The organism is Marinococcus luteus, from assembly GCF_900106595.1.
Lineage (GTDB): Bacteria > Bacillota > Bacilli > Bacillales > Marinococcaceae > Marinococcus > Marinococcus luteus.
The window spans coordinates 223,510-247,672 of the sequence record NZ_FNNC01000005.1 but is presented as its reverse complement, the minus strand read 5'-3'; the positions used below and the strand labels follow the sequence as shown (position 1 = coordinate 247,672).

Below are 24,163 nucleotides of genomic sequence, written 5' to 3'. Positions count from 1 at the left end.
AACGCAGGCTCTCTTTTTTTACCATTCCAATACGATTTTTCCGATGTTTTTATTGTCCTGCATATGCCGGTGCGCATCCGCAATCTGTTCAAATGAAAACACCGTGTCTACGATGGGACGGATGGGTCCGTCTTCAAGGTGCGGCATCGCGTGCTTCACAAAATCCCGGCTCAGTTCGGCTTTATACTCGTCGCTCCGCGGTGTAAGCAGCGTGCCGGTCAGCTGCACGCGCTTCATTAGCAGCTTCATCAGGTTCACATTCGGCACGTTCGCCCCCCCAAGCACACCAATTAAAACCCAGCGTCCATCGGTTTGAATGCTTTTCAGGTTCTGCTCCCAATAGGAGGCCCCGACAAAATCCAAAATTACGTTTACTCCCTGATCTCCGGTAGCTGCAAGTACCTCTTCCTCAAAATTCTGCTCTTTATAGTTAATGCGTACTTCTGCGCCGAGCTTTTGAGTAAATTCCAGCTTTTCCGCTGACCCGGCGGTAGTAAGTACACGGGCTGACGAAAGATGGCTCGCGAGCTGAATGGCCGCCGTGCCTACACCGCTTCCGCCGGCATGAATCAGAACGGATTCATGCTGATTCAGGTGCCCGATCCAATAAAGCGTCTGATAGGCCGTTAAGAATACCTCCGGCACGGCTGCTGCTTCGGCATACGTGAATGCCTCCGGTATCCGCATCACCCGGTCCGCCCGCATGACGGCATATTCTGCGTAGCCGCCGCCATTCACGAGGCCCATGACCCGGTCGCCCGGCGAAAACGGGTTCTCAGTGCCTGCTTCTTCCACCACGCCCGCCACTTCAATTCCGAGCACCGGGTTTTCGATATATCCGGCCTTGCCCTCCCGGTTTAAAATATCGGTCCGGTTCACGGCTGCTGCTTTTACCTTAATCAACACCTCGTCCATCTCCGGCTTCGGGGCATCACGATCCTGAATCTGCAGTACCTCCGGCCCGCCGGTTTCTGTAGTAATTACTGCTTTCATTGCTATCACTCACTTCCCTTTATCTTTCGTTTCCAGTATTCGCTTCCTCGAAGGACGTGTCAACTCGTACGTCTATCTACTACTGTTATCTATTTCCCGGGAAATAGCTTTTGTAAGATTGATTTTTCGATAATAGCAGCTAATACCTTTATAATGGAAAAAAGGCAAAAACTGAGGTGCAGACAAATAATGACCAATATAGAAGCATTAAAACAGGACGCATACGCATTTTTAGAGCAATATTACCGGGAAACAGACCAACCCTCGGAAGTTTTTCAGGCGCGCTGGGAAAACGTAGAGCAGGAGATTGAAGCTTCCGGGCATTACGAGCATACGTTTGAGGAGCTGTCATTCGGAGCGAAGGTCTCCTGGCGCAACAGTAACCGCTGCATCGGGCGGTTTTTCTGGAAAAGCCTGCAGGTCATCGACTGCCGGGACGTGTGTACTGAAGAGCAGACAGCTGAAGCGCTTCGCCACCATATCCATTACGCAGAAAACGGCGGGAAAATCATTCCAGCTATCTCTGTATTTCCTTCTGTCAAAAATGGGCAGGAGCGGATGCGCATATGGAACTACCAGCTGATCCGCTACGCTGGCTACGAGCGGGACGGGGAAATCATTGGCGACCCGCAGTCTGTTGCTTTCACAAAATACTGTGAATCGCTGGGATGGAAGGGTGCAGAAACATCGTTTGATCTTCTTCCCCTGGTCGTTCAGGTAAACGAAGGCGCCCCCCGGTGGTTTCCGCTCCGAGCCGAAGAAATACTCGAAGTTCCGGTTACCCATCCGGATAGCGATGCTTTTTCCACGCTCGGTTTAAAATGGTACGCCGTGCCGATTGTTTCGGATATGAAAATGGAGATCGGCGGTATCACGTATACGGCCGCGCCGTTTAACGGCTGGTACATGGAAACGGAAATCGGCGCCCGGAACCTCGCAGATCCGGATCGCTACGATATGCTCCCACGGGTTGCAGACGCGCTTGGCATCGACCGGGCATACGCGGGAAGTTTATGGAAGGACCGGGCACTTGTGGAGCTGAACCGCGCCGTGCTGCATTCGTATAAAAAAGCAGGCGTCAGCATGGTGGATCATCACACGGCCGCTTCGCAGTTTAGCCGGTTTGAGCAGCAGGAACAAAAAGCAGGGCGGGAAGTAACCGGTGACTGGACGTGGCTGATTCCGCCGGTATCGCCTGCCGCTACTCATATTTTTCACAGCTCCTACCGCAATATCATGCACACCCCGAATTTCTTTTACCAGCAGCACCCTTATAAATAATGATCCAAAGAAGCAGGCTTCGCCTGCTTCTACATATTTTACGTTTGAATAAATACCCCTTCCGGGAACCCCTATACCAGAACCTAATATTAGAAAGGATGATGAATATGAATTCTACACAGAAGGAATGCCTCGAAGCCTGCATCGAATGTATGAAGCAGTGCAATCAGTGCTTTAACGACTGCCTGCAGGAAGACGACGTGAAAATGATGGCCGAATGTATACGTCTTGACCGCGAATGTGCAGATATTTGCGCCATGACGGCTAAAGCCATCCAGTCCAATAGTCCATTGATGAAAGAGACCGCTCAGCTGTGTGCAGAAGCCTGCAAAGCATGCGGAGATGAATGTGCCAAGCACGATCACCAGCACTGCAAAGACTGCGCCGATGCCTGCTACCGCTGCGAAAAAGCCTGCCGGGAGCTTGCTGCTTCATAATTTCTGCGAAAAAGCCCCCTCCTAAAAAATGGAGAGGGCTTTTTTTATGAAAATTTCACCGGTACGCCGGCTGCTTCAAACAAATCGTAGAAGGTCGGACACGTTTTCGACACGCACCCCGGATCTTCAATATGGATGCCGGGCACCTTCGCCCCAATCAGTGAAAGGGCCATAGCTACCCGGTGATCATCGTACGAGTGAAGCGACACGCCGATCGGTGTCCCCGGGTATACTTTTAGACCGTCCGAGTATTCATCCACACGGATGCCCATTTTCTGGAGCTCTGTACAGGCTGCGTGAATGCGGTCTGATTCGTGATGACGAATATGCTCCACGTCCCGGATAGTAATCGGCGCATCGGCAAACGGAGCCAGGGCAGCGACGGTCAGCGTCTGATCGGACATTTCCTTCATGCTGAGCTCGAACCCGCCCGAAAGCTGTTCCGGGCCTGCAATTTCAATGTAGGTGTCACCTTTTTCCACACGGCACCCCATCTTTTCAAACACATCCACCATTCCTATATCCGGCTGGTTGGTGTCCATCGTTAAATTATTTATACGGACCGTTCCGGCCGTGAGTGCCGCAAGTGCCATAAAATAACTGGCTGTCGACGCATCTGCTTCAAGCGCCATGCTCCGGCCCTGAAAGCTCTTTGCCGGCACCTGCATATCGGTTAAATCCTCATTGTACGTGACCGGCACCCCGAACTGATTCATTAAATCGAGCGTAATGTGTACATAGGCATGCTGCACAATGTAATCCGGAATCCGGATACGCAGGCCTTCCTCTGTATAGGCGCCCGTCAGCAGCAGGCCGCTGATAAACTGGCTCGATAATTTCCCGGAAATGGTCACTTCTTTACCGGGGAGCCCGCCCGCATGAATTTCAAGCGGGTAAAACCCTTTTTTATCTATGTAATGAACATCGGCCCCGAGCGTTTCCAGGGCTTCCATTAACGGCTCCACCGGACGTTCACTCATCCGTTTGCTCGCTTCAACTTTGTAAACCCCGCTCCCGGCTGCTGCAAGCGGCCCCGGAAGGAAACGGGCTGTAGTACCGGCAGCGCCTATGTAAAGCTCTGCGTCCTCCTCCGGCCACCGACCGCCGCATCCGTGGATCGTGACCGTATCTCCTTCCACTTCGGACTTTACGCCAAGCGCCCGGAGAGCGCCGAGGCACCAGTACGAGTCATCGCTTTTTAAAATGCCTGAAAGGGTGGACGTGCCTTCTGCAAGCGCGGCCATGATCAGTGCCCGATTCGTAAAACTTTTGCTTCCCGGCACCGTCAAAGAGGTCTGAATCGACCCGGGCGAAACTGGAGAAACGTGCACTTTGTCTACATCCGTTAATGATGCCCACGGCGAGCGGGCCCGAAAATCTGGTGTACTCATAAAACATCCGTCCTCTGCATCTTTTTCTACATTACACCACGAACCAGTACTGCGCGCAACCAGCTTTTTCCCGAAGACTTATACCACCCCGGTAAGCGCCGGGCTGACCATAAACCAGAGCAGAATCACTGCCATAACAATCCAGCCGCTCAGCTTCATCCATCCCGGTTCCCGGCGTGAAAAAGCAATCATGCTCATAAATGCACTGAGTGCAAGCAGCAGAATGCCGATCGTCAGCAGCGACCCGAATAACGGCACGATGGGGCTGCTGTCAGGAAGGGAAAACGCGGCGGAAACAATGATAGATACAGCAATCAGCCCGAAACCTCCCAGGGAGGACGTTAAAGAAATTCTGCTGAATTTTTTATTCTTCATTTCATCCTCTCCCTTTCGAGTTCTTTTCTTGTCTTTCTTTCCCTCACGCATATTTCAAAAACATGCGTTTACGTTTCCAGATCCATAACATCCTGCACGTCCACACGACGGATGTCCCCGCCTGCTTCTATTTTAATTGTTTTGTTCAGCGCGTCCAGCTGCAGAATTTTTCCGGTCATTTTTATTTCTGCATAAGGGTCAAACACATGAAGCGTTACTTCCGCTCCAGCCGCCACAGCCTCCTGAAGGCGATGGGAAAACTCCTCAAGCTGCTGCTCATCCCAGAGAGGCCTGAACTTCATCCGGTCCTCTTTTTGATGACGCAGCCACATTTCCCGGTGCTCCGGCAGAATCATCCGGCTGGATTCCCATCGCATATTCGACCCCGGGGTTAATTTGTTTTCTTTCATCCGTAACGCCTCCTTTCGCTTCAGTATACACGAACGTTTGTTCTTTTTATAGTTCATCTTTAAACTATGGAAAAATTTTTCTGACAAAAAAGGCCTCCGGCATTCGGAGACCTTCATCATTTCAAGCCTTTTCTATCTGGAAAAACTGCGGCAAATGCTCCCTGTGGGCTTCGAGCATGTCATCAAGCATCTGTTTTGCTTTTGTGTCGGACGGAACGAGAGGATTAATGGTCATCGCGAGAAGAGCCGTCTGGTAGTTTCCCGTCACCGCAGCTTCAGCAGCGACCCGTTCAAACGACTTGATCTGCTGCACGAGTCCCTGGACTGCCATCGGAAGCTCCCCGACAGCCACCGGCCTGGAGCTGTCCTTCGTAATGACCGAGCTGACTTCCACCGCCGACTCCGCCGGAATTCCTGCAATGGCACCGCGGTTTCTCGTATTAACCGGCTGGATGTCCCGGGTGTCATTATATATCGAATTGATCACCAACCGTTTTCCACTACTCGACAGATACTCATGTTTTTCAAACGGGAGTTGTCTGCCCGGCATTTAATTGATGATGGTTTTCTCGATTCTGTCTTCGAACGGGAGAATGTGGCCTCGACTGCCTTCGGCAGCCTTGTCGCCATCCCCCACCCGGTTATGCCCAAAACAGAGGAAACATTTTTGAGCTTCTGTACGCTCGATAAGCCTGTTCGCTGGGGCGAGCGTCATGTGCAGCTTGTCTGCCTGTTAAATGTAAAAAAACAGCACCAAAGATCTTCAGGAGAGGTATGAGCTGCTCGGCCGGGTGATTGAACAGCCGAAATTAATTCAAAGGCTGTTAAAAGCAGAAACTGCTGAAGGGTTTCTCCAGCTCCTCGTCTCTTCTTAATCTCTTCAAGCAGAGAAACGCCCTTCCTCTTCTACTTTCACTTCCTGAAAAACGATTTTCGTAAATTATTCACATCCTTTCCTCCTTTTCGAACGTATTCTTTGATATAAAGGAAGAAGAAGCTTATAATCACGTTCTCGTTCATATAAAAGGAGGAAAAACCTATGCGCCGTTTAATCGCCTGCTTAGCCGCAGGTTTCCTGCTTTCGCCCGCAGTGGCTGAAGCACATACACACCTCGAAAGCTCCGACCCTGAAGACGGGGCCACGGTGGAAGCACCGGAAGACATCACGTTTTATTTTGACGGTCCTATTGAAGACTACAACGGAGTGACGGTCAAAGATGCAGAAGGAAATGACGTGGAAACCGCCGATGTTTCCATCGAACCCGGGGATCAATTGAATATAACGATGGAAGAGCCGCTCGAAGCTGGAGAATACGAAGCCTCTTTTGATATTGTCAGTGAAGACGGCCACATTATGGAGGACAGCTCTTCCTTCACCGTAGAAGAAGCATCCGAAGAAGAAGCGGCCACCTCCGATGACGCCTCCTCTTCCGAAAACAACGCGGAAGGAGCGGAAGAAAACGCGGAAGGCCAGACCGAAAGCGCCATTAATGAAGAAGAAGCCGGCTCCGGATTCGGCATAACCATCGGACTGATCGGTCTCGGTCTTGTCGCCGCCATCGTCGCCCTGTTTCTGTTCCGCCTGAAACGCCGGACATGATTCTCGCAGCAGGCAACGCTCTGCAGTATTTGTTTTTCGCTGTACTTGCCGGTACGCTTTTGCTTCAGCTTATTCCCTCAACGCACCGGCCGGCTCTTTCCATTCCGTTTTTCGTTCCGGCAGCAGCCGCAGCCCTCCTGCCGGCCGTTTCCTTCGTTCCCATCGTCCAGCTCACCCGCACGATAGCTTCGGGCAGGGACATGTCTTTTTTCGGGGCCCTCGAGCGCATATTGTTCCAGTACGAAGTAGGCCAGAGCTGGGTAGTCCTGTTTGTCCTGAGCTTTTTTCTGCTTGGGATATTTATTCTTTTCTTTCATTCCACGGGCATGCCGCGTGCTGCTGCCGTTGTCGGCCTCGTTCTTATTATGGGAATGATTGGCGCTCTGGGAGCATCTGGCCACGCTGCCAATGCGATTCCGCTCATCGGCGGGACGCTTCACTTTTTCCATCTGCTTGCCGTGAGTCTGTGGATTGGCACACTTTTGATGGTCAGCTGGTTTGCCGTTTCCTATAAACAGTGGGCTTCTTTTCTGGAATGGTTCACGCTGATCGCTGTCATGTGTGTCATCATTATCGCCTTTACCGGCGTAATCATGGGACAGCTGCTGACAGACCCATTTATCGGTTCATGGGCTCTTCCATACGGCGAAGCGCTCATATGGAAGCATTTGTTTTATATTGTTATTCTCCTTTTTGCTCTTTTTAACGGAATATTCATCCGCAGGCGCCTGCAGCAGAGCACGGATTACAATCCACGGCAGTGGCTGCGTGCAGAAAGCCTGACCGCTATGCTCATCTTTGTGATTACTGCTTTTATGACCGAGCAGGAGCCAGGCGGCAGTCTGCATTATGAAAACCCGGCCTTTTTGTTTCATGTGCTCTACCCTGCTTCCGTGCCGGACAGTGCTTCCTTTCAGCTACAGCTGCATCCCATCACCATTTTAAGTGTGTTATTATCTATTGGATTCTTATACTTGATGGCGCAGAGCTTTCATCGCGGACGCTCACCGTTCAGCGTTTTCGTTCTCGGCTGTATGTTTGTGCTGAGTGCATATACCGGTCTCGTATATATTCTGGATTTTGTCTGAGCAGGCAATCTGCCCAAGCGCTCATGGAAGTATTCATGAGTGCTTTTTTATTTACCCGCCTGTTATTTCCGGGTAATAATTTATACTAATGAAAGGAGCCGTTTTATGTTTCAGTTGAATGACGTAAAGTATAAAAACATTATTAACACGAAGCAGCTTACCATCCCTGCGGATGCCATTACTGCCGTTACTGGTCCAAGCGGCTCGGGAAAATCAACTCTTCTGCGTCTGCTCAATTATCTGGTCACTCCGGAAAGCGGCACCATTTCCTACCAGGGAAAACCCTTCTCCGAGTGGGAGCCTGTGGAGCTGCGCAGGCAGGTGATGATGCTTCCGCAGCAGCCGGTGCTGTTTGGAGAAACAGTAGCTGAAAACCTTCAGGCCGGAAGACTGTTCAGCGGGAGGGAAGAAGCTTCTGAGGAAAAGCTTACTGCTGCGGCGCAGCAGTGTATGCTTGATAAAAAGCTCAGTGAACCTGCCGAAAATTTGTCCGGCGGAGAACAGCAGCGTCTCTCCCTCGCCCGCCTGCTTCTTGCCGCCCCCGATGTCTATTTACTCGACGAGCCGACCTCAGCGCTCGATGAAGACATGGAATGGAACGTCATGGAACGATTTCTGGCTGAAGCACGGCGTTCTGCTAAAGGAGTTATTTTTATCAGCCATGCGACGGCAATGGCTGACCATTTTGCTGACCGCATTGTTCACTCAAATTCATTTACTGGCGGGGAGGTATGAAATCATGACTGAAAGCACCTCTATTATCGAGCTATCATTCTGGCAGATTCTTGCCGCCTACGTGTTTATCGTTCTTCTGCTCGCCATTGTGCGCTGGAGGAAAATTCCCCGGGAAAAAGAAATACTCATTTCTTCGCTCCGCATGACGTTTCAGCTGCTGTTAATGGGCTATGTGCTCATGTTTTTATTTGAAAATCCGAGCCCCTGGCTCACCTCGCTGATTGTCCTTTTTATGCTCGGCTTTGCGATCTGGAATATTTTTCAGCGCGTCCGTGGTCCTCTGACCCGGGAAATGAAGCGGGCGATTGCTGTATCAATGAGCATCGGCACCGTCCTCAGCCTGCTGTATTTCAACTTCGTAGTCATCCAGTTTGCTCCGTGGTTTAACCCCCGCTATTTCATTCCGATTGCGGGGATGATTATCGGCAATTCCATGACTGGTATTACCCTTGGGGTCCAGACGCTGACAGAGCACCTGCACAGCCAGCGCTCACGGGTGGAAGCAGCGCTCATGCTCGGAGCAACACCCAACCAGGCCACCCGTAAGGTTGTAAATCAATCCTTCGATGCGGCCATTCTTCCAACGATTAACAGCATGGTCGGCGCAGGGATCGTGTTTCTGCCCGGAATGATGACTGGACAGATTATCTCCGGCGTCAATCCTGTGACGGCGATCGGCTACCAGATCGCTATTCTTCTGGGCATTACCGGGGCCGTCGCCCTCACCGTTATTTTATTTACCCAGCTCGGCTACAAGACCTATTTTAACGAGCGTATGCAGCTGAAGGAGTAACAGAACGACTGCTTTATCTACACGTCAGAGGCATATATTCCTTCAGGCTGCTTTTTTGAAAAGCTTCACTTTTTTTTCCATTTGCCCGATATGAATAAGAGAAGGTATTCGTTTCCATATTGGGGGAGTGGATGAACGTGAAAGAAAAATTATTACAGCCGAAGAAGAAGAAAAACTGACCATGACTTCTGAAGCTGCGGCAGAGGAGATCGACGCTCTCGCAGAAGCGCTGAATATGGATGTCCAGAGAATTGAATACAATCGTTTCCCATTTCCAAACGGAAAACGACCAGTAAACAGCAAAAAAGATCCCAGCTCGATACGAGAGCCGGGATCTTTTTATGAGCTTCCGAAAATCAGCCTTAACGAAACAAAGATGAGACTGATGGCCAGCACGCGCAGAATAATAGCCCCTGGCAGCTTCGCCGCAAGCGCAGAACCAATCTGGCCGCCGATTACAGCACCAATCGCCAGCCAGAGTACACTCTCCCACTGAACGTGGCCAAAATAGGCATGCGCCGCTGTCCCCACTGCCGCCGAAAGCACCATCAAAAACATCGAGGTTGCTGTGGCAATATGAGGAGGAAAAGCCAGCAGCATTACCATGGTCGGCACCATGACAGAGCCTCCCCCGACACCAAACGACGTTGATATAACGCCGACAGCCAGAGCAATCGACAGGCCGATCCATCGATTGTATGAGTATTCATATGTATGGCCCGTAAGGTCTGTAAATGTCCGCCTGGTCGTCGGCCTGCCGGCGCTCCGCTGTTTGTTCTTCGGGCGGAACAGCAAAAACAGGGCCATGCAGAATAAAAAGATACCAAACGCGGTATAAAACGTATCTGTATCAAAAAACTGGGTCAGCCACGCGCCAAAGACTGCGCCCGGCATCATGGCAATCGCAAAATAGACACCGCTTTTATAATCAATCCGTTTTTGTCTCGAATACGTCCACGTGCTTGAAATGGCCGTAAACAAAAGGACTGCCATCGAGGTTCCGGCAATATCCGAGGCCGGCATCGGAAAGAACAGTGCAAGTATCGGTACAATAATAAACGCTCCGCCGAGGCCGACCAGCGAACCGCAGGCAGCGGCAAAGATGCCTGTGAGCAGCAGTAAAACAGCTTCCATCATGTCCTTGTCCTCTTTTCTTCTATGTAATCCAGCTCCATTTTAGCATGAACAGCCATCAAAAAAAGCCGGCTTATACAGCCGGCCCACCCGAATCCCGTCCTACGTTGTTACCGGAGCTTCGTTCACCTGTTTCACAAACTCCCGCATAATGGCAGGCAGATCCGGCCATGCGTGCCCGGAAACCAGGTTTTTATCCACATAATCCATTTCATCGATATATTCTGCGCCCATGCTTTCCACTTCCGGCTTGCAGGCCTGGTAAGCGGTCATTTTTCTTCCTTTGGCCACCTCTGCGATTGGTGTCAGCACGAGGCTTCCGTGGCACATAATCGCAATCGGCTTATCCTTTTCAAAGAAATGCTTCACGATTTCAAGCAGGTCTTTGTTCATCCGGATATGCTCCGGCGCTCTTCCTCCCGGGATAATCAGCGCATCGTAGTCAGAGACGTTTACGTCTTCAAAAGCAATATTCGCTTCGATGCCGTACCCCGGCTTTTCCGTATACGTTTCCCAATCCTCAAAGTCGTGAATTACCGTATGCAGCTTTTTGACACTGGCTGCTGCCAGGTCCACATGAAATCCTTCCTCCATACACCGAAAATACGGGTAATACACCTCCAGCGCTTCTACGGCATCACCAGCCACGATCAATACTTTTTTCGCACTCATCGTACACGCTCCTTTTCTGATTGATGGAAAGCTTACTTTTATTTTATACCCCTTTTGACGTAATAGAAATATGTTTTCTGAAACAATTAAAACGGGCACGGAAACTTAGCTTTGTTCCACAAAGGAGGATAACTATATGCTGCCTGGGCTTTTGCTCGGCCTCACATTTATTTTTGTATTAATCAATCTATATTATTTTTTCACGAACAAAACATATAAACATACGGTATTCAGTCCAGCTATGTTTTATAAGCTGTTTGTAGTTATGTTGAGCCTGACGTTTGCTTTTGCTTTGCTTTACTACTTTCTTTCTTTTTATGAAACCGTCTTTAGAATTAATGACCCTACCGACACCGCTGCTGAATCTACTTTCTTGAACTGTCTGTATTTTAGCGGCGTCACTATTTTATCTGTCGGCTACGGGGATCTTGTTCCTGTCGGCACCGCCAGAGCGTTTGCTCTTCTGCAGGCAGCTCTGGGCCTTCTTCTCCCCACCGCTTATTTTATGAAAGCGCTCGGCTCCTCGCAAAACAAAGAATCGTCATGATAAAAGTGGCCCGCAGCTTTCTCTTTTCTGCAGCTCGGTGGCCACAAGCACCGTTTTAGGCACCGTTCTCCGTCCATCGAGCCGCTCAAGCAGAAGGTCCACTGCTGTCTCCCCCATTATTTCTGTATAAACCTTCACGGACGTAAGCGGCGGATAAACAAATTTCGCGACGCTGACGTCGTTGACGCTCGCCACGCTGATGTCTTCCGGCACGCTGATCTTTGCTTCATGGAGCGCGCGCAGGCATCCGACTGCCATCGTGTCATTTGCCACAAACAGAGCTGTCGGCCTCGTTTCTGCGGCCTCAGCGGCCAGTTCGTTTTTTGTTAACTCATAACCATCCTGAACCGTGAATCGGCCCGTGCGTATCCAGGGCGCTGTTTGGCGGTCTTTTTCGTTCATCAGACGACGGAAAGTCTCTTCCCGTGGATCCGGAATCGTCCCGGTTTCTGACGGGTAGGACTCCCGTCCGCCAAGATAGCCGATACGCTTGTGCCCAAGCTCCCGAAGATAAGAAAGAACTTTTTCCGTCACGCGCTGAAAATCGGCAATGACAGAGTCAAACGTCTCTTCATCCGGAGTGGAGTCCACAAAGACGAGCTGCGAGCTGACGTGCTGCAGGTGTTCCGCCTGCGCCGGGCTGAATTTGCCTACGGCAATGACCGGCTCACTTTCACTCGTTTCCTGGGCCAGAAACTCTTCAAGCAGCAGGCGCCGGGCCCGGATACCCAGCTCGTCACAGCGCTTTTCAATGCCAAGGCGGATCGACAGATAATACAGATCTTCGAGCTCTTCCTGTTCGGTATACCAGTATACGATGGTAACCGCCTGCACAGTCTGTTTGCGTTTTGCGTGCTTCGTATAGTTCAGCGCTTCGGCGGTCTGGAAAATACGCTGCTTTGTGCTTTCCGCTACGGAGAGCGTGTCATCGTAGTTCAGCACACGGGAAACGGTCGCTATCGACACGCCGGCTTCTTTTGCGATGTCCTTTATCGTTGCCATGTCATCAGCTTCCTTTTATTTTTCTTTGAGCTTTAAGGGCAGCGTGTGCAAAAACTGAAGGAAGCCGCGGCGCCCGGCAGCATCCTGCTTGAAAACACCTGCGTGATGCAGCACCTCCATAAATTTTTTGCCCACGGCCTGTTCGACTTCCTGCCGCACCTCAGCCTTCGGCTGTCCCTGCAGCTTACCGCGCAGTTCTTCAGCCCACGTTTCGTGCTGCCCGGGTACCGTCTCTCCAAGCCCGGCGGCAAATTCAGTGATCTGATCGAGTTCACCGAGGAGCCTTGCCGGCAGAACAGCCAAGCCCATAACTTCGATCAGGCCGATGTTTTCTTTTTTGATATGATGCACTTCCTCGTGGGGATGAAACAGGCCGTAGGGGTGCTTCTCAGTCTTCCGGTTGTTGCGCAGCACTATATCCATTTCCCAGGCTCTGCCGTTTTTTCGTGCAATCGGCGTTACCGTATTGTGCGGTTCTCCGCTGGAGTAAGCTTCTATCTCAAGTTCTGTATCAGTATAATCCTGCCACGTTTTCCGTACAGCCTCCGCAGCCTCAATCACGCTTGTCTGCTCCTTTGAGCGCAGCCGCAGAACGCTCATCGGCCAGTGAACGATTTCCACGGTTAAATCCGTATATCCCAACACATCAAAAACGTTTTCCGGCTCTGCCTTTTCCAGGGCAAAGGTGTATCTTCCGCCCTGGTAGTGATCATGGGATAAAATCGATCCCCCCACTACCGGAAGATCGGCGTTCGAGCCCATGAAATAATGCGGAAACTGTTCCACAAATCCAAGCAGCCGGGTAAAGGTTTTACGGTTAATTTTCATATCCCGGTGGTATTCGCTGAGAAGAATGGAATGCTCCGGGTAATAAATATACGGAGAATACTGCAAATACCAACTTTCCCCTTCAAGCTCTGTCCGGACTAACCGGTGGTTCGACCGGGCCGGATGCCCGATCCGCCCCGGGTATCCTTCATTTTCTTTACACAGCACACACTTCGGGTACGATACCGATGCCCTCTTCTGCTTTTCCGCTTCAATATCACGCGGATCTTTTTCCGGCTTGGACAAATTGATCGTAATATCGACCGTCCCATAGGAAGACGCATACGGGAAATGAATGTTTTTGGCCACCCGGTCCATCTGAATATAGTTGGAGGCCCGGCTCAGCCAGTAAAAATAGTCGGTGGCTTCGACCGGGTCCCGGCGGTACTTTTCTTCAAAGGTCCGCTGGACGTCAGAAGGCCTGGGAAGGAAAATATTCATGATGTCTGCTTTAGCCTGCTCCCGCTTGTCGAGTAAATCCTCCACGATCCCTGTCTCCACCATATAGGAGGTGAGCTTCCCGAGCAGTTCCTCAAACGATCGCGCCCCGGCGGCTGCATTTTCATCAATCGCTTCGAGATGAAGCTCCCGCAGCAGCTGATTGCGTGCATACACCTTGTCTTCTGCATGAATTAATTTATTTTCTTCTGCCCAGTCGACGAGCGACATGATGACTGAATCCACCTGCATGGCCATAGAATCTCTCCTTTCCCTTACTTTTGCCCAGCCCGCGCCAGCTCCCGGGCGCCTTCACCGGCGGTGGCTTTGTAGAACGAAGGTTTAAAGCCTGTCTCTTTTTCATAGGCTGCTGCAATACTCTTCTCTGCCTCTTCCGCCTGTCCATGTTCCACAAAAGCGATCGCGCAGCCGCCAAAACCCGCTCCGGTCATCCGGGCGCCAATCACGCCGGGCTGCTTCTGGGCGGTTTCGGCCAGCGTGTCGAGCTCGGGACCGGTTACCTCATAATCTTCCTTTAACGACCGGTGGGACTCATTGAGCAACCGGCCAAACGCTTTATAATTTTCCGCTTTCAGCATAGCTGCTGCCTGCTTCGTACGGTCATGCTCGTAAATAACGTGCCGGGCTCTTTTTCGGACCGTTTCATTTTTAACCTCCTGACTGAGCTGGTTCCACTCCTCTACCGATAATTCACAAAGGTTCGTAATATCCCGGTGCTTCTGCATTTCTGCCAGCGCTTCTTCACATTCGGCCCGCCGCTCATTATAGGCTGAGCCTGCAAGCTCCCGGGATTTGTTTGTATTCATAATTAAAATGGTATATTTATCTGTCGGAAGCGGAGCGTATTCATATTCGAGCGTTCCGCAGTCAAGCAGCATGGCGTGCCCGTCTTTGCCAAACCCGATCGCAAACTGATCCATAATACCGGTCTGTACGCCGATATACTCGTTTTCCACCCGCTGGGCGTACTGGACAAGGGCTTTGATGGAAAGTCCCCATCCTTCCCATTCGTTGAGCAGCACGGCGGTGGCCAGTTCAATCGACGCTGACGAGGACAAACCGGCTCCGTTTGGGATATTGCCGGAAAAATAAATATCATAGCCGGTTTCGCATTGATAGCCTTCTGCTGCCAGAATAGCAAATATGCCTTTCGGGTAGTTCGCCCAGTCATGTTCCTTTTGAAACGAAAGATCATCCATTGATAGCGTTATCATTCCTTCGTTTAAAAAATTACCGCTTACAAACCTCAGCTGTCGGTCGCTTCGACCCGCTGCTGCTGCATATGTTCCGTTTGTAATCGCACACGGAAACACAAATCCTCCATTATAATCTGTATGTTCACCAATAACATTAATACGGCCGGGAGCAAAAAACAGCCGTTCCGCCTGGCGGGAAAACTGTTGTTCAAACTCTTTCATTACCACTGCCTCCATGCAATAGCCTCCTTCATTCTTTTTATCAGTATAGCGGAAAGCTAAGCGTAAATAAAGTTTTTACTAAAATTTTTACTATAAACTTTTAGATTTTTCCGGCCTTAATATGGGTAATGGTACTTTTAGCAGGGAGGAGGAGCCGGGGTGTTCTTTAATAAATTGTTTGAACGTTTAATTAATGTGAATACAGCCGTTATTTTTATGGTTACTGCCCTGGTGATCGGGGGAAGTTCCTTTGCGATTTATTACATAGAGCCGGAAGAATTCGGCAGCCCGTTCAACGGCTTCTGGTGGGTCATGACTTCTGTGACTACTGTCGGCTTCGGTGATTATGTTCCGCAGACCGCCCCCGGAAAGCTGTACGGCATTTTTCTGTACATGATCGGCATTGGTCTGATTTCTATCGTGATCAGTAAGGTTATTGATTTTATATATGTGTATAACCGCAGAAAGGAGCGGGGAAAATTGGATTACAGTGGAAAAGACCATATCGTCATTGCCGACTGGAGCAAGCATGCGAAAATCGCCATCCGGGAAATTTTAAACACGGAAAAAAATATTGAAATCGTACTTATCGATCAGTATGAAGAAACTCCGTATCACCACGACCGCCTGTTTTACGTCCGCGGTAACCCGGCCGATAAAGAAGTGCTGGATCAGGCAAACATCTGCGAAGCCCGGGCCGTATTTATTTTTCCCAATGAACTTACCATCAACGGAGAATATATTCATGATCCTTCTTACATTGACGGGAAATCATTATTAATTGCCACCAATATTCAGCGCCATTTTAAAGACATTTATACCATCGTGGAGGTCAAGGAGCGAAATAATATTCACAACTTCACCCATGTGGACGTGGATGAATTTATCGTCAGCTCAGAAATGATTTCGCAGCTGGCCGTACGTTCCGCTTTCAGCCGGGGCACTTCAAAGATCGTGTCACAGCTTTTGTCGAAAAGGCACGGGGAAGATCTGTATGAAATACCTAAACGCCCCTCATGGGGAACATACCGTGAAGCTTATATGGATCTGCTCGAAGAAGGGGCTACCCTCGTCTCAGACCACGATGATTTAAATATCAATCATAAGCTCGGCGAACGTATTCCGGAGGATGCCCGGCTCTTTGTCATCTGCCACGAAGATACGTATCATAAAATCAGTGGGAAGCAGGCAAAATAAAAATCTTCTGCACGATTTGACCGGAAATTATCTCCTAATTTTTCGGCTGCGTTATAATAGCCGGGTAAAACAACTAAACGAAAAGGTGTGACGCATATGAGTTTTAACTGGGGCATCATCGGCACCGGCAATATAGCCGGAAAATTTGCTAAAGCATTAAACGATGAGCATGGCGGGCTTCATTCCGTCTGCTCCCGCACTATGGATAAAGCCGAAAATTTTGCAGGTGATTTTAACATTGAGCACCCGTTTGACTCGCTGAACAAATTCCTTGAAGACGAAGCGCTTGATATCGTCTATATCGCCACTCCCCATACGAACCACTACGACATTGCCAGGCAGTGCCTCGAGAGCGGGAAACATGTGTTTTGCGAAAAGGCCATTACCGTTAATAAGCAGCAGCTCGATGAACTGACGGCGCTTGCTTCAGACCTGGACCTGGTGCTGCTTGAAGCAGTAACGCTGTATTTTCATCCGCTTCACCGGGTGCTGCAGCAAAAGATCGCAGAGGGGGTAATCGGCAACGTTCGTTCTATTAACGTCACGTTTGGCACTATTAAAGAGTATGATACCACCAACCGCTTCTTTAACCCGGATCTTGCCGGAGGCGCAATGCTTGATATCGGCGTATATGCCCTGTCGTTTGCCCGTTTTTTCCTGCAGGAGCAGCCGCAGGAGGTAACAACCATTGGAGAAATGGCCGGGAGCGGCGTCGATGACCAGTCCGGGATCGTTTTAAAAAACAGCCGGGGCCAGATGGCGACAATACAGCTCTCATTCAGCTCCAGGCTTCCCAAAAGAGGGATTATTGCCGGCGATAAAGGCTCAATTACTGTCGACAACTTTCCACGTGCCGACGAGGCAGTCATCGAGTATACCAGCGGAGAAAGCGAGCTCGTTGCTGAGGGCGAGACGCCAAAAGCACTGCATTATGAAATCCGGGAAATGGAACGGTATGTTTCCAGCGGGGACTATGCCCCTCTCCTGCAGTACTCTTCTGATGTGATGGCACTCATGGACGAATCCCGGCGGCAGTGGAATTTCCGCTATCCGTTCGAATAACCCGGATTTCCCGCTAAATACAAGTAAAGCCTTTATTCCGCATGGAATAAAGGCTTTTTTACTTAACGGAAGTGCAGCAGTACATTATTGATTGCCTCTGCCACCCCGTTTTCATTGTTCGTGGATGTAATAATATCAGCTGCCGCCTTGATTTCCGGAATAGCATTTCCCATCGCCACTCCGCATCCTGCTGCCTCTATCATAGATAAGTCGTTGCCGTTATCCCCGATGCACATTACTTCCTCCCGGGCGATGCCGAGCCGGGCCGCCAGATCCATCACCGCGTTGCCCTTACTTGCTTTTGGATGAAGAAATTCCAAAAAATGCGGCGTGCTGCGCATAATTTCATTTTTGGCTTTAATGTTTTCCGGCAGTAAAAGCTCTGTCCGGTCAATGTGTTCTTTATCGCCCACAAACATCACCTTCGGCAGCGCCACGGACGGCCCGACCTCTTCAAGCGTACGCACGCGCAAAGGTATACTATTCAGATAAGCATCAAGCACCGTGTATTTATCAATATCTTTTTGCGGCGTGTAAATATGCTTTTCACTAAAGTAATGCATGGCTATGGGCAGCTCCCGGCTCAGATGCTCAAGCTCCATAACGTCTTCGTACACCATATCGAGCTGGCTGACAACCCGGCTTGCGAATGTCTCCTGGACAAGCGCTCCGTTAAATACAGCAATATAGTCTCCCTCTTCCCGAAGTGACAGCTGATCAACGTAACGCTGAATACCCGGGAGCGGCCGTCCGGTACACAATACAATTTTGATGCTGGCTGCTTTTGCTTCCCGGACCGCCTGAATCACCTCCGGCGTCAGTGCGTGCTGATCATTCAGCATGGTTCCATCCATATCTACGGCTATTAGTTTGTACATACCAATCCTCCTTCGTATTTAAATATGTCCTGCCGGCCCCCACAGGAAATGCTCCTCCATATAGGCGAGCAGTTCTTTTTTCCACACTGCCCGCATACATCTTGTTCAACAAACGTATGGAGGACATTTAACGGAAATAACGGCTGCCCATCGGCTATTAAAAATTGAAAGCGCTGGCCGTGGATCGAGAATAAAACAGTATATCCCTGGAATTCTGCTGCTTTGTGGACAATTACATTTTCTACTTCAGTCATATCTGTGTTTTTCCGCACACCGGACCTCCTTTTTTTTTAGCGGGGACTGGCTTCTTCTTTATTAAGCGTAATAACATTCCTGTTGCTTTACAGAAAAATATAAGGTCATGCTTTCAGTATAACTTTTTGCTTAAAATTACGCCCGTCTCTTTTAAAAAATCGCTCTCCGGGGAATAAACAGTAAAAGCTAAAACATTCAAGGAGGCTATACAATGGCACCAGCACAAAACCGGGCTTTTCGGCTTCGTGAACCGGGAAGCATAGAAAATTTAGAGATGGCCGAAGAATCCATGCCGAAGGTACAGCGGGGAGAGGTGCTTGTCCGGGTAAAAGCTACTTCCTTAAACTACCGGGATCTCGCTATGGTCGAAGGCGGTTATCCGGGGGAACTGCGGGAAAACCTCGTGCAGCTGTCGGACGGCGCCGGTGAAATTGTTGAAGCAGGTGAAGATGTACGCCGCTTCCGCATCGGAGACCGGGTAGCCGGCAATTTCACCCGGGAATGGTTCGGCGGAAAGCGTCCTTCCTACATGGAACCATACGGCACACACAGTGACGGCTGGCTGACGGATTATAAAGTAATCAATCCGGAAGAGCTTGTTCGTCTACCTGATCATCTTACGTACGAGCAGGGAGCAACGCTTCCATGCGCGGCTGTCACTGCCTGGAATGCCCTGCACGGTCCTTCCCCGGCCGGCCCTGGGGACACAGTGCTGACGCTTGGCACCGGGGGCGTTTCTGTTTTCGCGGTGCAGCTGGCGAAAATTCTGGGGCTTCGCGTTATCTCGACTACTTCGAGCAGCTGGAAAGAGGAAAAGCTGCAGGAGCTCGGCTCTAACAACATCATCAACTACAACGACACGCCGGACTGGGGAAAACGTGCGGAAGAGCTTTCCAACGGTGGCGTAAACCGTGTGGTTGAAGTGGTCGGCCCTGCTTCGTTTCATCAATCGATTGAAGCAGTCGCTCCCGGCGAGGAAGTAGCTTTAATCGGCGTGCTTACAAGAACCGGGGAGAAAATCGATTACTATGACCTTTTCGGTAAAGCTTCCACAAGAACAATCGGTGTTGGCAGCCGAGATATGTTTGAATCCATGAACCGCGCCATCGCTGCCCATCAGCTGACACCGGTAATTGATACGGTTTATCCATTTGAACAGGCCCAGGAAGCCTACCGCCACCTGAAAAGCCAAAATTTCTTCGGCAAAATGGTTATTTCCCACGACCAGTAATAAAACAAGCGGAGCGCTTCTGTTACGCGCTCCGCTTTATTTTCTTCTTAATCCATTCGAGCAGTAAGGAGAGGATCACTTTGAAAGAGACCACAGCCGCTTCCCCGTTTACATTACATAATAAAAATGTGACATTTAAAAACCGCTTCGTTAAATCAGCCATGAGCGAAGGGCTTGCCACAAAAGTCCATCTGCCGGATGCTGACATCTTCCGGCTGTACCATACCTGGGCCAAAGGAGGCGCAGGCTTACTCATTACCGGGAACGTGATGATCAACCAGCAGGCGCTTGGGGAGCCGGGCAACGTCGTGCTTGAGAGCGAAAAGCAGCTTGGCCTGTTCCGCGCCTGGGCCCGTGCCGGCACACATAATGATACCCATTTATGGATGCAGATCAATCACCCGGGCAAACAGGTGCCAAAAGGTGTAGCCCGTGAAGCGGTCGCCCCTTCTGCTGTGCCGTTTGAATCAGGGATCCAGCGCTTCTTTCCCCACGCCCGGGCTCTAACCCATCCAGAAATAGAAAAAATCATCCGGCAGTTTGCCCATACCGCCTCCCTGGCCAGGCGTGCCGGTTTTACCGGCGTCCAGATTCACGCTGCCCACGGCTACTTGATCAGCCAGTTTCTCTCGCCCCGCCATAATCAGCGAACCGACGAATGGGGCGGTTCAATTAAAAACCGCTTCCGTTTTTTACGTGAAATTTTTAACGCTGTCCGCGAAGCCGCAGGGCCGGAATTTCCTGTTGGAGTAAAAATCAACAGTGCGGATTTTATGAAGGCCGGCTTTTCGGAGGAAGAATCCCAATATGTAATTAAAGAGCTCGAACGGCTTGGAGTCGATATGATTGAAATCTCCGGAGGCACTTACGAACGTCCGGAATTATTCGGAAAAAATGCTTCTGCCTCTACGCTTAAGCGTGAAGCTTATTTCCTGGAATATGCTGAAAGCCTGAAGCAGACTACAGAGGTTCCGGTGATTTTAACTGGAGGCTTCCGCACCCGTCCGGCGATGGACAGCGCGCTCCAGTCAGGAGCAGCCGATTTCATTGGTCTGGCAAGACCCATGGCTGTGTACCCGGATTACCCGGACAGGCTTCTTTCAGAAGCCCCGGTCCCCCGGATTGCTCCTGTCAAAACCGGCCTTCCGTTTATTGATAACCTGGGGATTATGGAGCTTGCCTGGTATAATCAGCAGCTCGCCCGGCTGAGTAAAGGCCGGAAAGCCGCACCCGGTTTTCCTCCTGTGTTCTCTTTAGCGCTTCTTCTGATGAAAAACGGAATAAACGTTATCCGGCAGCGAAGAGGATAAATTTTCCGCCTTAAAGTGCCTTTATCAGCCCGCCGTCCACGAGCAGTGTCTGGCCGGTCACGTAGGTATTGGCGAAGGATCCGTAAAAAACGACCTGCGCCGCAAACTCTTCCGGCTGCCCGTATCGTCCAAGCGGGATCGCTGCTTCTGATTCTCTCTGCACGTCCTCAGCACTCTTATTGTTCTGTTCGGCTTTTCTTCCGTCGAGCTCTGTTACCCGGTCTGTAGCTATTTTGCCAGGTCCCAGGGAATTAATGAGAATACCGTGCGGGGCGAGCTCCTGGGAAAGACTTTTGGCAAGACCCATCAAGCCGGCCCGGAATGTATTCGATAAAATTAAATTATCCAGCGTCTGTTTCATCGAAGAAGACGTAATGTTGACAATCCGTCCTCCTCCGCTCTCTTTCATTGAAGGCAGCACTGCGCGTGTTGCACGTACGAAGCTCATCAGGTTTAAGTCAAACGCCTTCTGCCAGTCATCGTCGTCAAAATCGTCAAACGTGACGGCAGGAGGGCCGCCGGCGTTATTAACGAGCACGTCGACCGGACCGAATGCTTCCACGGTATATTCAACAAGTGCTTTAATTTCTGCCTTTTTCGTAATATCGCATACATAATAACCAACCCGGCCGGGGGCGCTTAGAGACAGAAGCTCTTTTTCCGCCTCTTTCAGGCTCTCCTCCGTGCGGCCCGTAATCATGATATCAGCGCCTTCTTTTGCGAATGCGGCAGCCGATGCTTTTCCAAGGCCCCGGCTTGACGCCAGTACAAGTACCGTTTTTCCTGCAAGCTGCAGATCCATATTTTTCTCCCCTTCTTGCTGCGGCCTGGCTGCGTTCATACCGGCGGCTGCAGCTGTTTAGTTTCTTCTTTTAATTCTTCGGTGTTAAATTCGTCCTCTACCTTTCGTTTAAGTACATAGCCGAGCACGGCTATCACTACCGCAAGCACTCCCAGGATAATCATCTTCATCGGCTCAAAAGAAAGAATACTCGAACCAAAAAAGCCAAGCAGGACAGCCCTCGGGACGGTACCCAGCACGGTTGCACCCAGATACTGCCGCCAGCCTACGTCCATACGGGCACTGAGGGACGTTAATAAATCATAATGAAGCACCGGGATGAGCCGGAGCATTAATAAAAATTTGAAGCCGTGTTCCTCTAGCTCTTCCTTGATTTTGTCCAGTTCCTCCATATTTTTTTCATCTAAATTTAAGTCGCCCGCCCTGCGTCTTTTCGTAAAAAAAGAAACGGAAGCGCCCAGAACGGCTCCAAGAAAAATAAGAAACGCGCCCAGCCAGTGCCCAAACAAAAATCCGGCAGCTATAGCGACCACTGGCAGAGGAATCAGCAGGTACGGCCGGATCACAAATAACAGCAGCAGGACGACCGGCCCTAAAAATCCGATACTTTCCATCCACCCTTTCACATCTTCAGGGTTGAGATGAAGATAAAAACGCGAAAGCAGTAGAATCAGAATGGCGGCACTCACCGTAATTGTCAGCCGCAGAGCGTAATTTTTTAATTTTTTTTTCATGACGCCTTCCTCCTCAATATCTATCTTTATTATAACGGAGAAGCGGGTTAACACGCCTTATTTTCCCAAAAATTATATTTGTAAAAGCGGCTTGTTTTTATGAGTACGGGCAAAAAACTTTCCATCTTTTCTTTTTTTAGGTAAGCTGAAGCAGGTTTAGGCTTTTTCCTTTATTTATTTATATCTTCGCTTAGAAAGGCGGTCTACATATGAACCAATTAACCAGCTTCAAGCGGGCCCGTTTTGTTGTCCTGCTCGGAGCACTTGCAGCACTGATTCCTTTGACTATTGATATGTACCTTCCCGCCCTTCCTGATATTACCGCTTCCTACGAAACCAGTGCCTCTATCGTACAGTTGAGTTTAACGGCCTGTCTGCTCGGGCTCGGCGTTGGCCAGCTCGTCGCCGGAGCCCTCAGTGATGTGTACGGACGTCGCCGGCCTCTGATTGTCGCACTGATCGTTTATATTGCAGCATCAGCCGCCTGTATTTTTGCACCGAATATTTCCATCCTGATCGCCGGGCGTTTTATACAGGGCTTTGCTGCGTCAGCCGGACTCGTTATTTCCCGGGCAATTGTCCGGGATGTCAGCAGCGGGGCCGAACTCACGAAGCTGTTCGCCCTGTTGATGCTCGTCAACAACCTTGTTCCACTGCTCGCCCCTTCTATTGGGAGCGGGGTGCTCCTTTTCACCAGCTGGCCCGGAATCTTTTTAACGCTTTCTATACTTGGTACTATTCTACTGCTGATCACGGCGTTCCGGTTAGGCGAGACCCTCCCTGAAGACGACCGGGTGCCGAGCAATCTCGGAACTACCTTCAGCAATTTTCTCTCTCTTCTTAAAGACCGGCAGTTTTCGGGGTACGCTCTGTCCCAGGGCTTTATGATCGGGGGAATTTTTGCCTACGTGGCCGGTACCCCATTTATTTATCAAAATATATATGGCGTCTCCCCGCAGGTGTTTAGTATTCTGTTTGGGTTAAACGGACTCGGCCTTCTGCTGGGAACGTTTATGGTTGGCCGTTTTGCTTCGGTCATTCCTGAAAGAATATTTCTTGAATCCGGACTTGTGATGGCTTTTGTCGCCGGTCTGGCTTTGCTTGTGGTCGTTATTTTTGAAGGACCGCTCTGGGGCATTGTACTGCCTATTCTGTTTTTTGTTACCTCTATCGGCTTTGTCGCCACTTCGTCGTTTTCTCTTGCGATGGAAACCCAGAGCCATATCGCCGGCAGCGCCTCAGCGCTTTTAGGTCTTCTCCCGTTTGTGCTCGGCGCCGTTACGGCCCCAATGGTTGGCATTGCCGGCGAAGACACAGCCATCCCCATGGGGCTGACTATCTTTTTGATGAGTGCGTTAGCTCTCGCAACATATGTATTCATGGCTAAACGCGGTGGACCGACAGAAAAGCCGGCTTAATATTCTAAAAGAATCACGACTTTGGATGCGAAAAAACAGAGAGCACAGGCATAAATTTTCTCAAATACTGCAGTATAAGTCTGCCCGTCCCTGGGTATATGCTCACTCTTTTT

General features: G+C 50.3%; 26 protein-coding genes and 1 pseudogene. 13 read left to right on the top strand and 14 right to left on the bottom strand.

Annotated features, from left to right (window positions below; translation table 11 throughout):
- Positions 1 to 18 precede the first annotated feature (18 nt).
- Positions 19 to 993, bottom strand: coding sequence for an NAD(P)H-quinone oxidoreductase (locus BLV22_RS11855; protein WP_091615554.1), 975 nt, complete (start codon positions 991 to 993; stop codon positions 19 to 21).
- 189 nt (positions 994 to 1,182) lie between these two features.
- Here BLV22_RS11855 and BLV22_RS11850 point away from each other — a divergent pair, with 189 nt between their 5' ends.
- Both BLV22_RS11850 and BLV22_RS11845 read left to right on the top strand, forming a co-directional pair.
- Positions 1,183 to 2,274 carry a nitric oxide synthase oxygenase gene (locus tag BLV22_RS11850; protein WP_091615551.1) on the top strand — a complete coding sequence of 364 codons (1,092 nt, stop codon included), beginning with the start codon at positions 1,183 to 1,185 and terminating at the stop codon, positions 2,272 to 2,274.
- Between the two features lie 107 nt (positions 2,275 to 2,381).
- Positions 2,382 to 2,711 (top strand): four-helix bundle copper-binding protein, encoded by a 330-nt coding sequence (locus tag BLV22_RS11845; RefSeq protein ID WP_091615548.1) that lies wholly within the window; start codon positions 2,382 to 2,384, stop codon positions 2,709 to 2,711.
- 44 nt (positions 2,712 to 2,755) lie between these two features.
- Here BLV22_RS11845 and aroA read toward each other — a convergent pair whose 3' ends face one another.
- The 4 genes and pseudogenes from aroA to BLV22_RS11825 all read right to left on the bottom strand — a co-directional run.
- Complete coding sequence (gene aroA, locus BLV22_RS11840; RefSeq protein WP_091615545.1) at positions 2,756 to 4,102, bottom strand: 3-phosphoshikimate 1-carboxyvinyltransferase; 1,347 nt, start codon at positions 4,100 to 4,102, stop codon at positions 2,756 to 2,758.
- A gap of 78 nt (positions 4,103 to 4,180) precedes the next feature.
- Positions 4,181 to 4,477, bottom strand: a complete 297-nt coding sequence (locus BLV22_RS11835) for a hypothetical protein (RefSeq protein WP_091615543.1) — start codon at positions 4,475 to 4,477, stop codon at positions 4,181 to 4,183.
- 68 nt (positions 4,478 to 4,545) lie between these two features.
- Positions 4,546 to 4,887, bottom strand: a complete 342-nt coding sequence (locus BLV22_RS11830) for a YolD-like family protein (RefSeq protein ID WP_176967758.1) — start codon at positions 4,885 to 4,887, stop codon at positions 4,546 to 4,548.
- A 121-nt stretch (positions 4,888 to 5,008) separates the two neighbouring features.
- Positions 5,009 to 5,374: pseudogene (locus tag BLV22_RS11825) on the bottom strand (family 4 glycosyl hydrolase); the annotation flags it as partial.
- Here BLV22_RS11825 and BLV22_RS11820 point away from each other — a divergent pair.
- The 5 genes from BLV22_RS11820 (at position 5,327) to BLV22_RS11800 (ending at position 9,103) form a co-directional block, all read left to right on the top strand.
- The gene (locus BLV22_RS11820) at positions 5,327 to 5,665 is read left to right on the top strand and encodes a PTS sugar transporter subunit IIA (protein WP_281241111.1); all 339 of its coding nucleotides are present in this window, start codon (positions 5,327 to 5,329) and stop codon (positions 5,663 to 5,665) included. The pseudogene BLV22_RS11825 and the gene BLV22_RS11820 overlap by 48 nt on opposite strands.
- Positions 5,666 to 5,926: 261 nt before the next feature.
- Positions 5,927 to 6,487 carry a copper resistance CopC family protein gene (locus BLV22_RS11815; RefSeq protein ID WP_091615535.1) on the top strand — a complete coding sequence of 187 codons (561 nt, stop codon included), beginning with the start codon at positions 5,927 to 5,929 and terminating at the stop codon, positions 6,485 to 6,487.
- Complete coding sequence (locus BLV22_RS11810; RefSeq protein WP_091615532.1) at positions 6,484 to 7,575, top strand: copper resistance D family protein; 1,092 nt, start codon at positions 6,484 to 6,486, stop codon at positions 7,573 to 7,575. Before BLV22_RS11815 ends, BLV22_RS11810 begins: the two co-directional genes overlap by 4 nt.
- A 105-nt stretch (positions 7,576 to 7,680) precedes the next feature.
- A complete protein-coding gene (locus BLV22_RS11805; RefSeq protein WP_091615529.1) occupies positions 7,681 to 8,310 on the top strand; it encodes an ABC transporter ATP-binding protein in 630 nt (209 codons plus the stop codon).
- 4 nt (positions 8,311 to 8,314) lie between these two features.
- A complete protein-coding gene (locus BLV22_RS11800; protein WP_091615527.1) occupies positions 8,315 to 9,103 on the top strand; it encodes an ABC transporter permease in 789 nt (262 codons plus the stop codon).
- Positions 9,104 to 9,442: 339 nt separating this feature from the next.
- On the opposite strand, the gene BLV22_RS11795 is transcribed toward BLV22_RS11800, so the two are convergent.
- Entirely contained in the window at positions 9,443 to 10,240 is a 798-nt protein-coding gene (locus BLV22_RS11795) for a sulfite exporter TauE/SafE family protein (RefSeq protein ID WP_245724086.1), read from the bottom strand.
- Positions 10,241 to 10,339: 99 nt separating this feature from the next.
- Positions 10,340 to 10,909, bottom strand: a complete 570-nt coding sequence (locus tag BLV22_RS11790) for a DJ-1/PfpI family protein (protein WP_091615524.1) — start codon at positions 10,907 to 10,909, stop codon at positions 10,340 to 10,342.
- 136 nt (positions 10,910 to 11,045) lie between these two features.
- Between BLV22_RS11790 and BLV22_RS11785 the strand changes: the two genes are divergently transcribed.
- Positions 11,046 to 11,456: an ion channel gene (locus BLV22_RS11785; protein ID WP_091615521.1), complete on the top strand. Its 411-nt coding sequence runs from the start codon at positions 11,046 to 11,048 to the stop codon at positions 11,454 to 11,456.
- Here the strand turns inward: BLV22_RS11785 and BLV22_RS11780 are convergent.
- The 3 genes from BLV22_RS11780 to BLV22_RS11770 are packed head-to-tail and all read right to left on the bottom strand — an operon-like array spanning position 11,451 to position 15,178.
- Complete coding sequence (locus BLV22_RS11780; protein WP_091615519.1) at positions 11,451 to 12,458, bottom strand: LacI family DNA-binding transcriptional regulator; 1,008 nt, start codon at positions 12,456 to 12,458, stop codon at positions 11,451 to 11,453. The genes BLV22_RS11785 and BLV22_RS11780 overlap by 6 nt on opposite strands.
- A 15-nt stretch (positions 12,459 to 12,473) precedes the next feature.
- A complete protein-coding gene (locus BLV22_RS11775) occupies positions 12,474 to 13,982 on the bottom strand; it encodes a UDP-glucose--hexose-1-phosphate uridylyltransferase (protein ID WP_342706676.1) in 1,509 nt (502 codons plus the stop codon).
- Between the two features lie 17 nt (positions 13,983 to 13,999).
- Positions 14,000 to 15,178 carry a galactokinase gene (locus tag BLV22_RS11770; RefSeq protein WP_176967757.1) on the bottom strand — a complete coding sequence of 393 codons (1,179 nt, stop codon included), beginning with the start codon at positions 15,176 to 15,178 and terminating at the stop codon, positions 14,000 to 14,002.
- Positions 15,179 to 15,322: 144 nt separating this feature from the next.
- Here BLV22_RS11770 and BLV22_RS11765 point away from each other — a divergent pair, with 144 nt between their 5' ends.
- Together BLV22_RS11765 and BLV22_RS11760 are read left to right on the top strand one after the other, a co-directional pair.
- Entirely contained in the window at positions 15,323 to 16,360 is a 1,038-nt protein-coding gene (locus BLV22_RS11765; protein WP_091615516.1) for an ion channel, read from the top strand.
- A gap of 96 nt (positions 16,361 to 16,456) precedes the next feature.
- Positions 16,457 to 17,422, top strand: a complete 966-nt coding sequence (locus BLV22_RS11760) for a Gfo/Idh/MocA family protein (protein ID WP_091615513.1) — start codon at positions 16,457 to 16,459, stop codon at positions 17,420 to 17,422.
- Between the two features lie 62 nt (positions 17,423 to 17,484).
- Here BLV22_RS11760 and yidA read toward each other — a convergent pair whose 3' ends face one another.
- Together yidA and BLV22_RS15095 are read right to left on the bottom strand one after the other, a co-directional pair.
- Positions 17,485 to 18,300: a sugar-phosphatase gene (gene yidA / locus BLV22_RS11755; protein ID WP_091615511.1), complete on the bottom strand. Its 816-nt coding sequence runs from the start codon at positions 18,298 to 18,300 to the stop codon at positions 17,485 to 17,487.
- Positions 18,288 to 18,572: a hypothetical protein gene (locus BLV22_RS15095; protein ID WP_091615508.1), complete on the bottom strand. Its 285-nt coding sequence runs from the start codon at positions 18,570 to 18,572 to the stop codon at positions 18,288 to 18,290. Before BLV22_RS15095 ends, yidA begins: the two co-directional genes overlap by 13 nt.
- 194 nt (positions 18,573 to 18,766) lie before the next feature.
- Between BLV22_RS15095 and BLV22_RS11745 the strand changes: the two genes are divergently transcribed.
- Positions 18,767 to 19,786 carry a zinc-dependent alcohol dehydrogenase family protein gene (locus tag BLV22_RS11745; protein WP_091615505.1) on the top strand — a complete coding sequence of 340 codons (1,020 nt, stop codon included), beginning with the start codon at positions 18,767 to 18,769 and terminating at the stop codon, positions 19,784 to 19,786.
- 80 nt (positions 19,787 to 19,866) lie between these two features.
- A complete protein-coding gene (locus tag BLV22_RS11740; protein ID WP_176967756.1) occupies positions 19,867 to 21,096 on the top strand; it encodes an NADH:flavin oxidoreductase/NADH oxidase family protein in 1,230 nt (409 codons plus the stop codon).
- A 10-nt stretch (positions 21,097 to 21,106) separates the two neighbouring features.
- Here the strand turns inward: BLV22_RS11740 and BLV22_RS11735 are convergent, their stop codons facing one another.
- Positions 21,107 to 21,898: an SDR family oxidoreductase gene (locus BLV22_RS11735; protein WP_091615628.1), complete on the bottom strand. Its 792-nt coding sequence runs from the start codon at positions 21,896 to 21,898 to the stop codon at positions 21,107 to 21,109.
- Between the two features lie 35 nt (positions 21,899 to 21,933).
- Positions 21,934 to 22,632 (bottom strand): TVP38/TMEM64 family protein, encoded by a 699-nt coding sequence (locus BLV22_RS11730; RefSeq protein WP_091615502.1) that lies wholly within the window; start codon positions 22,630 to 22,632, stop codon positions 21,934 to 21,936.
- Positions 22,633 to 22,841: 209 nt separating this feature from the next.
- Here BLV22_RS11730 and BLV22_RS11725 point away from each other — a divergent pair, with 209 nt between their 5' ends.
- Positions 22,842 to 24,050, top strand: a complete 1,209-nt coding sequence (locus BLV22_RS11725; RefSeq protein ID WP_091615499.1) for a multidrug effflux MFS transporter — start codon at positions 22,842 to 22,844, stop codon at positions 24,048 to 24,050.
- The last annotated feature ends 113 nt before the right edge of the window (positions 24,051 to 24,163 follow it).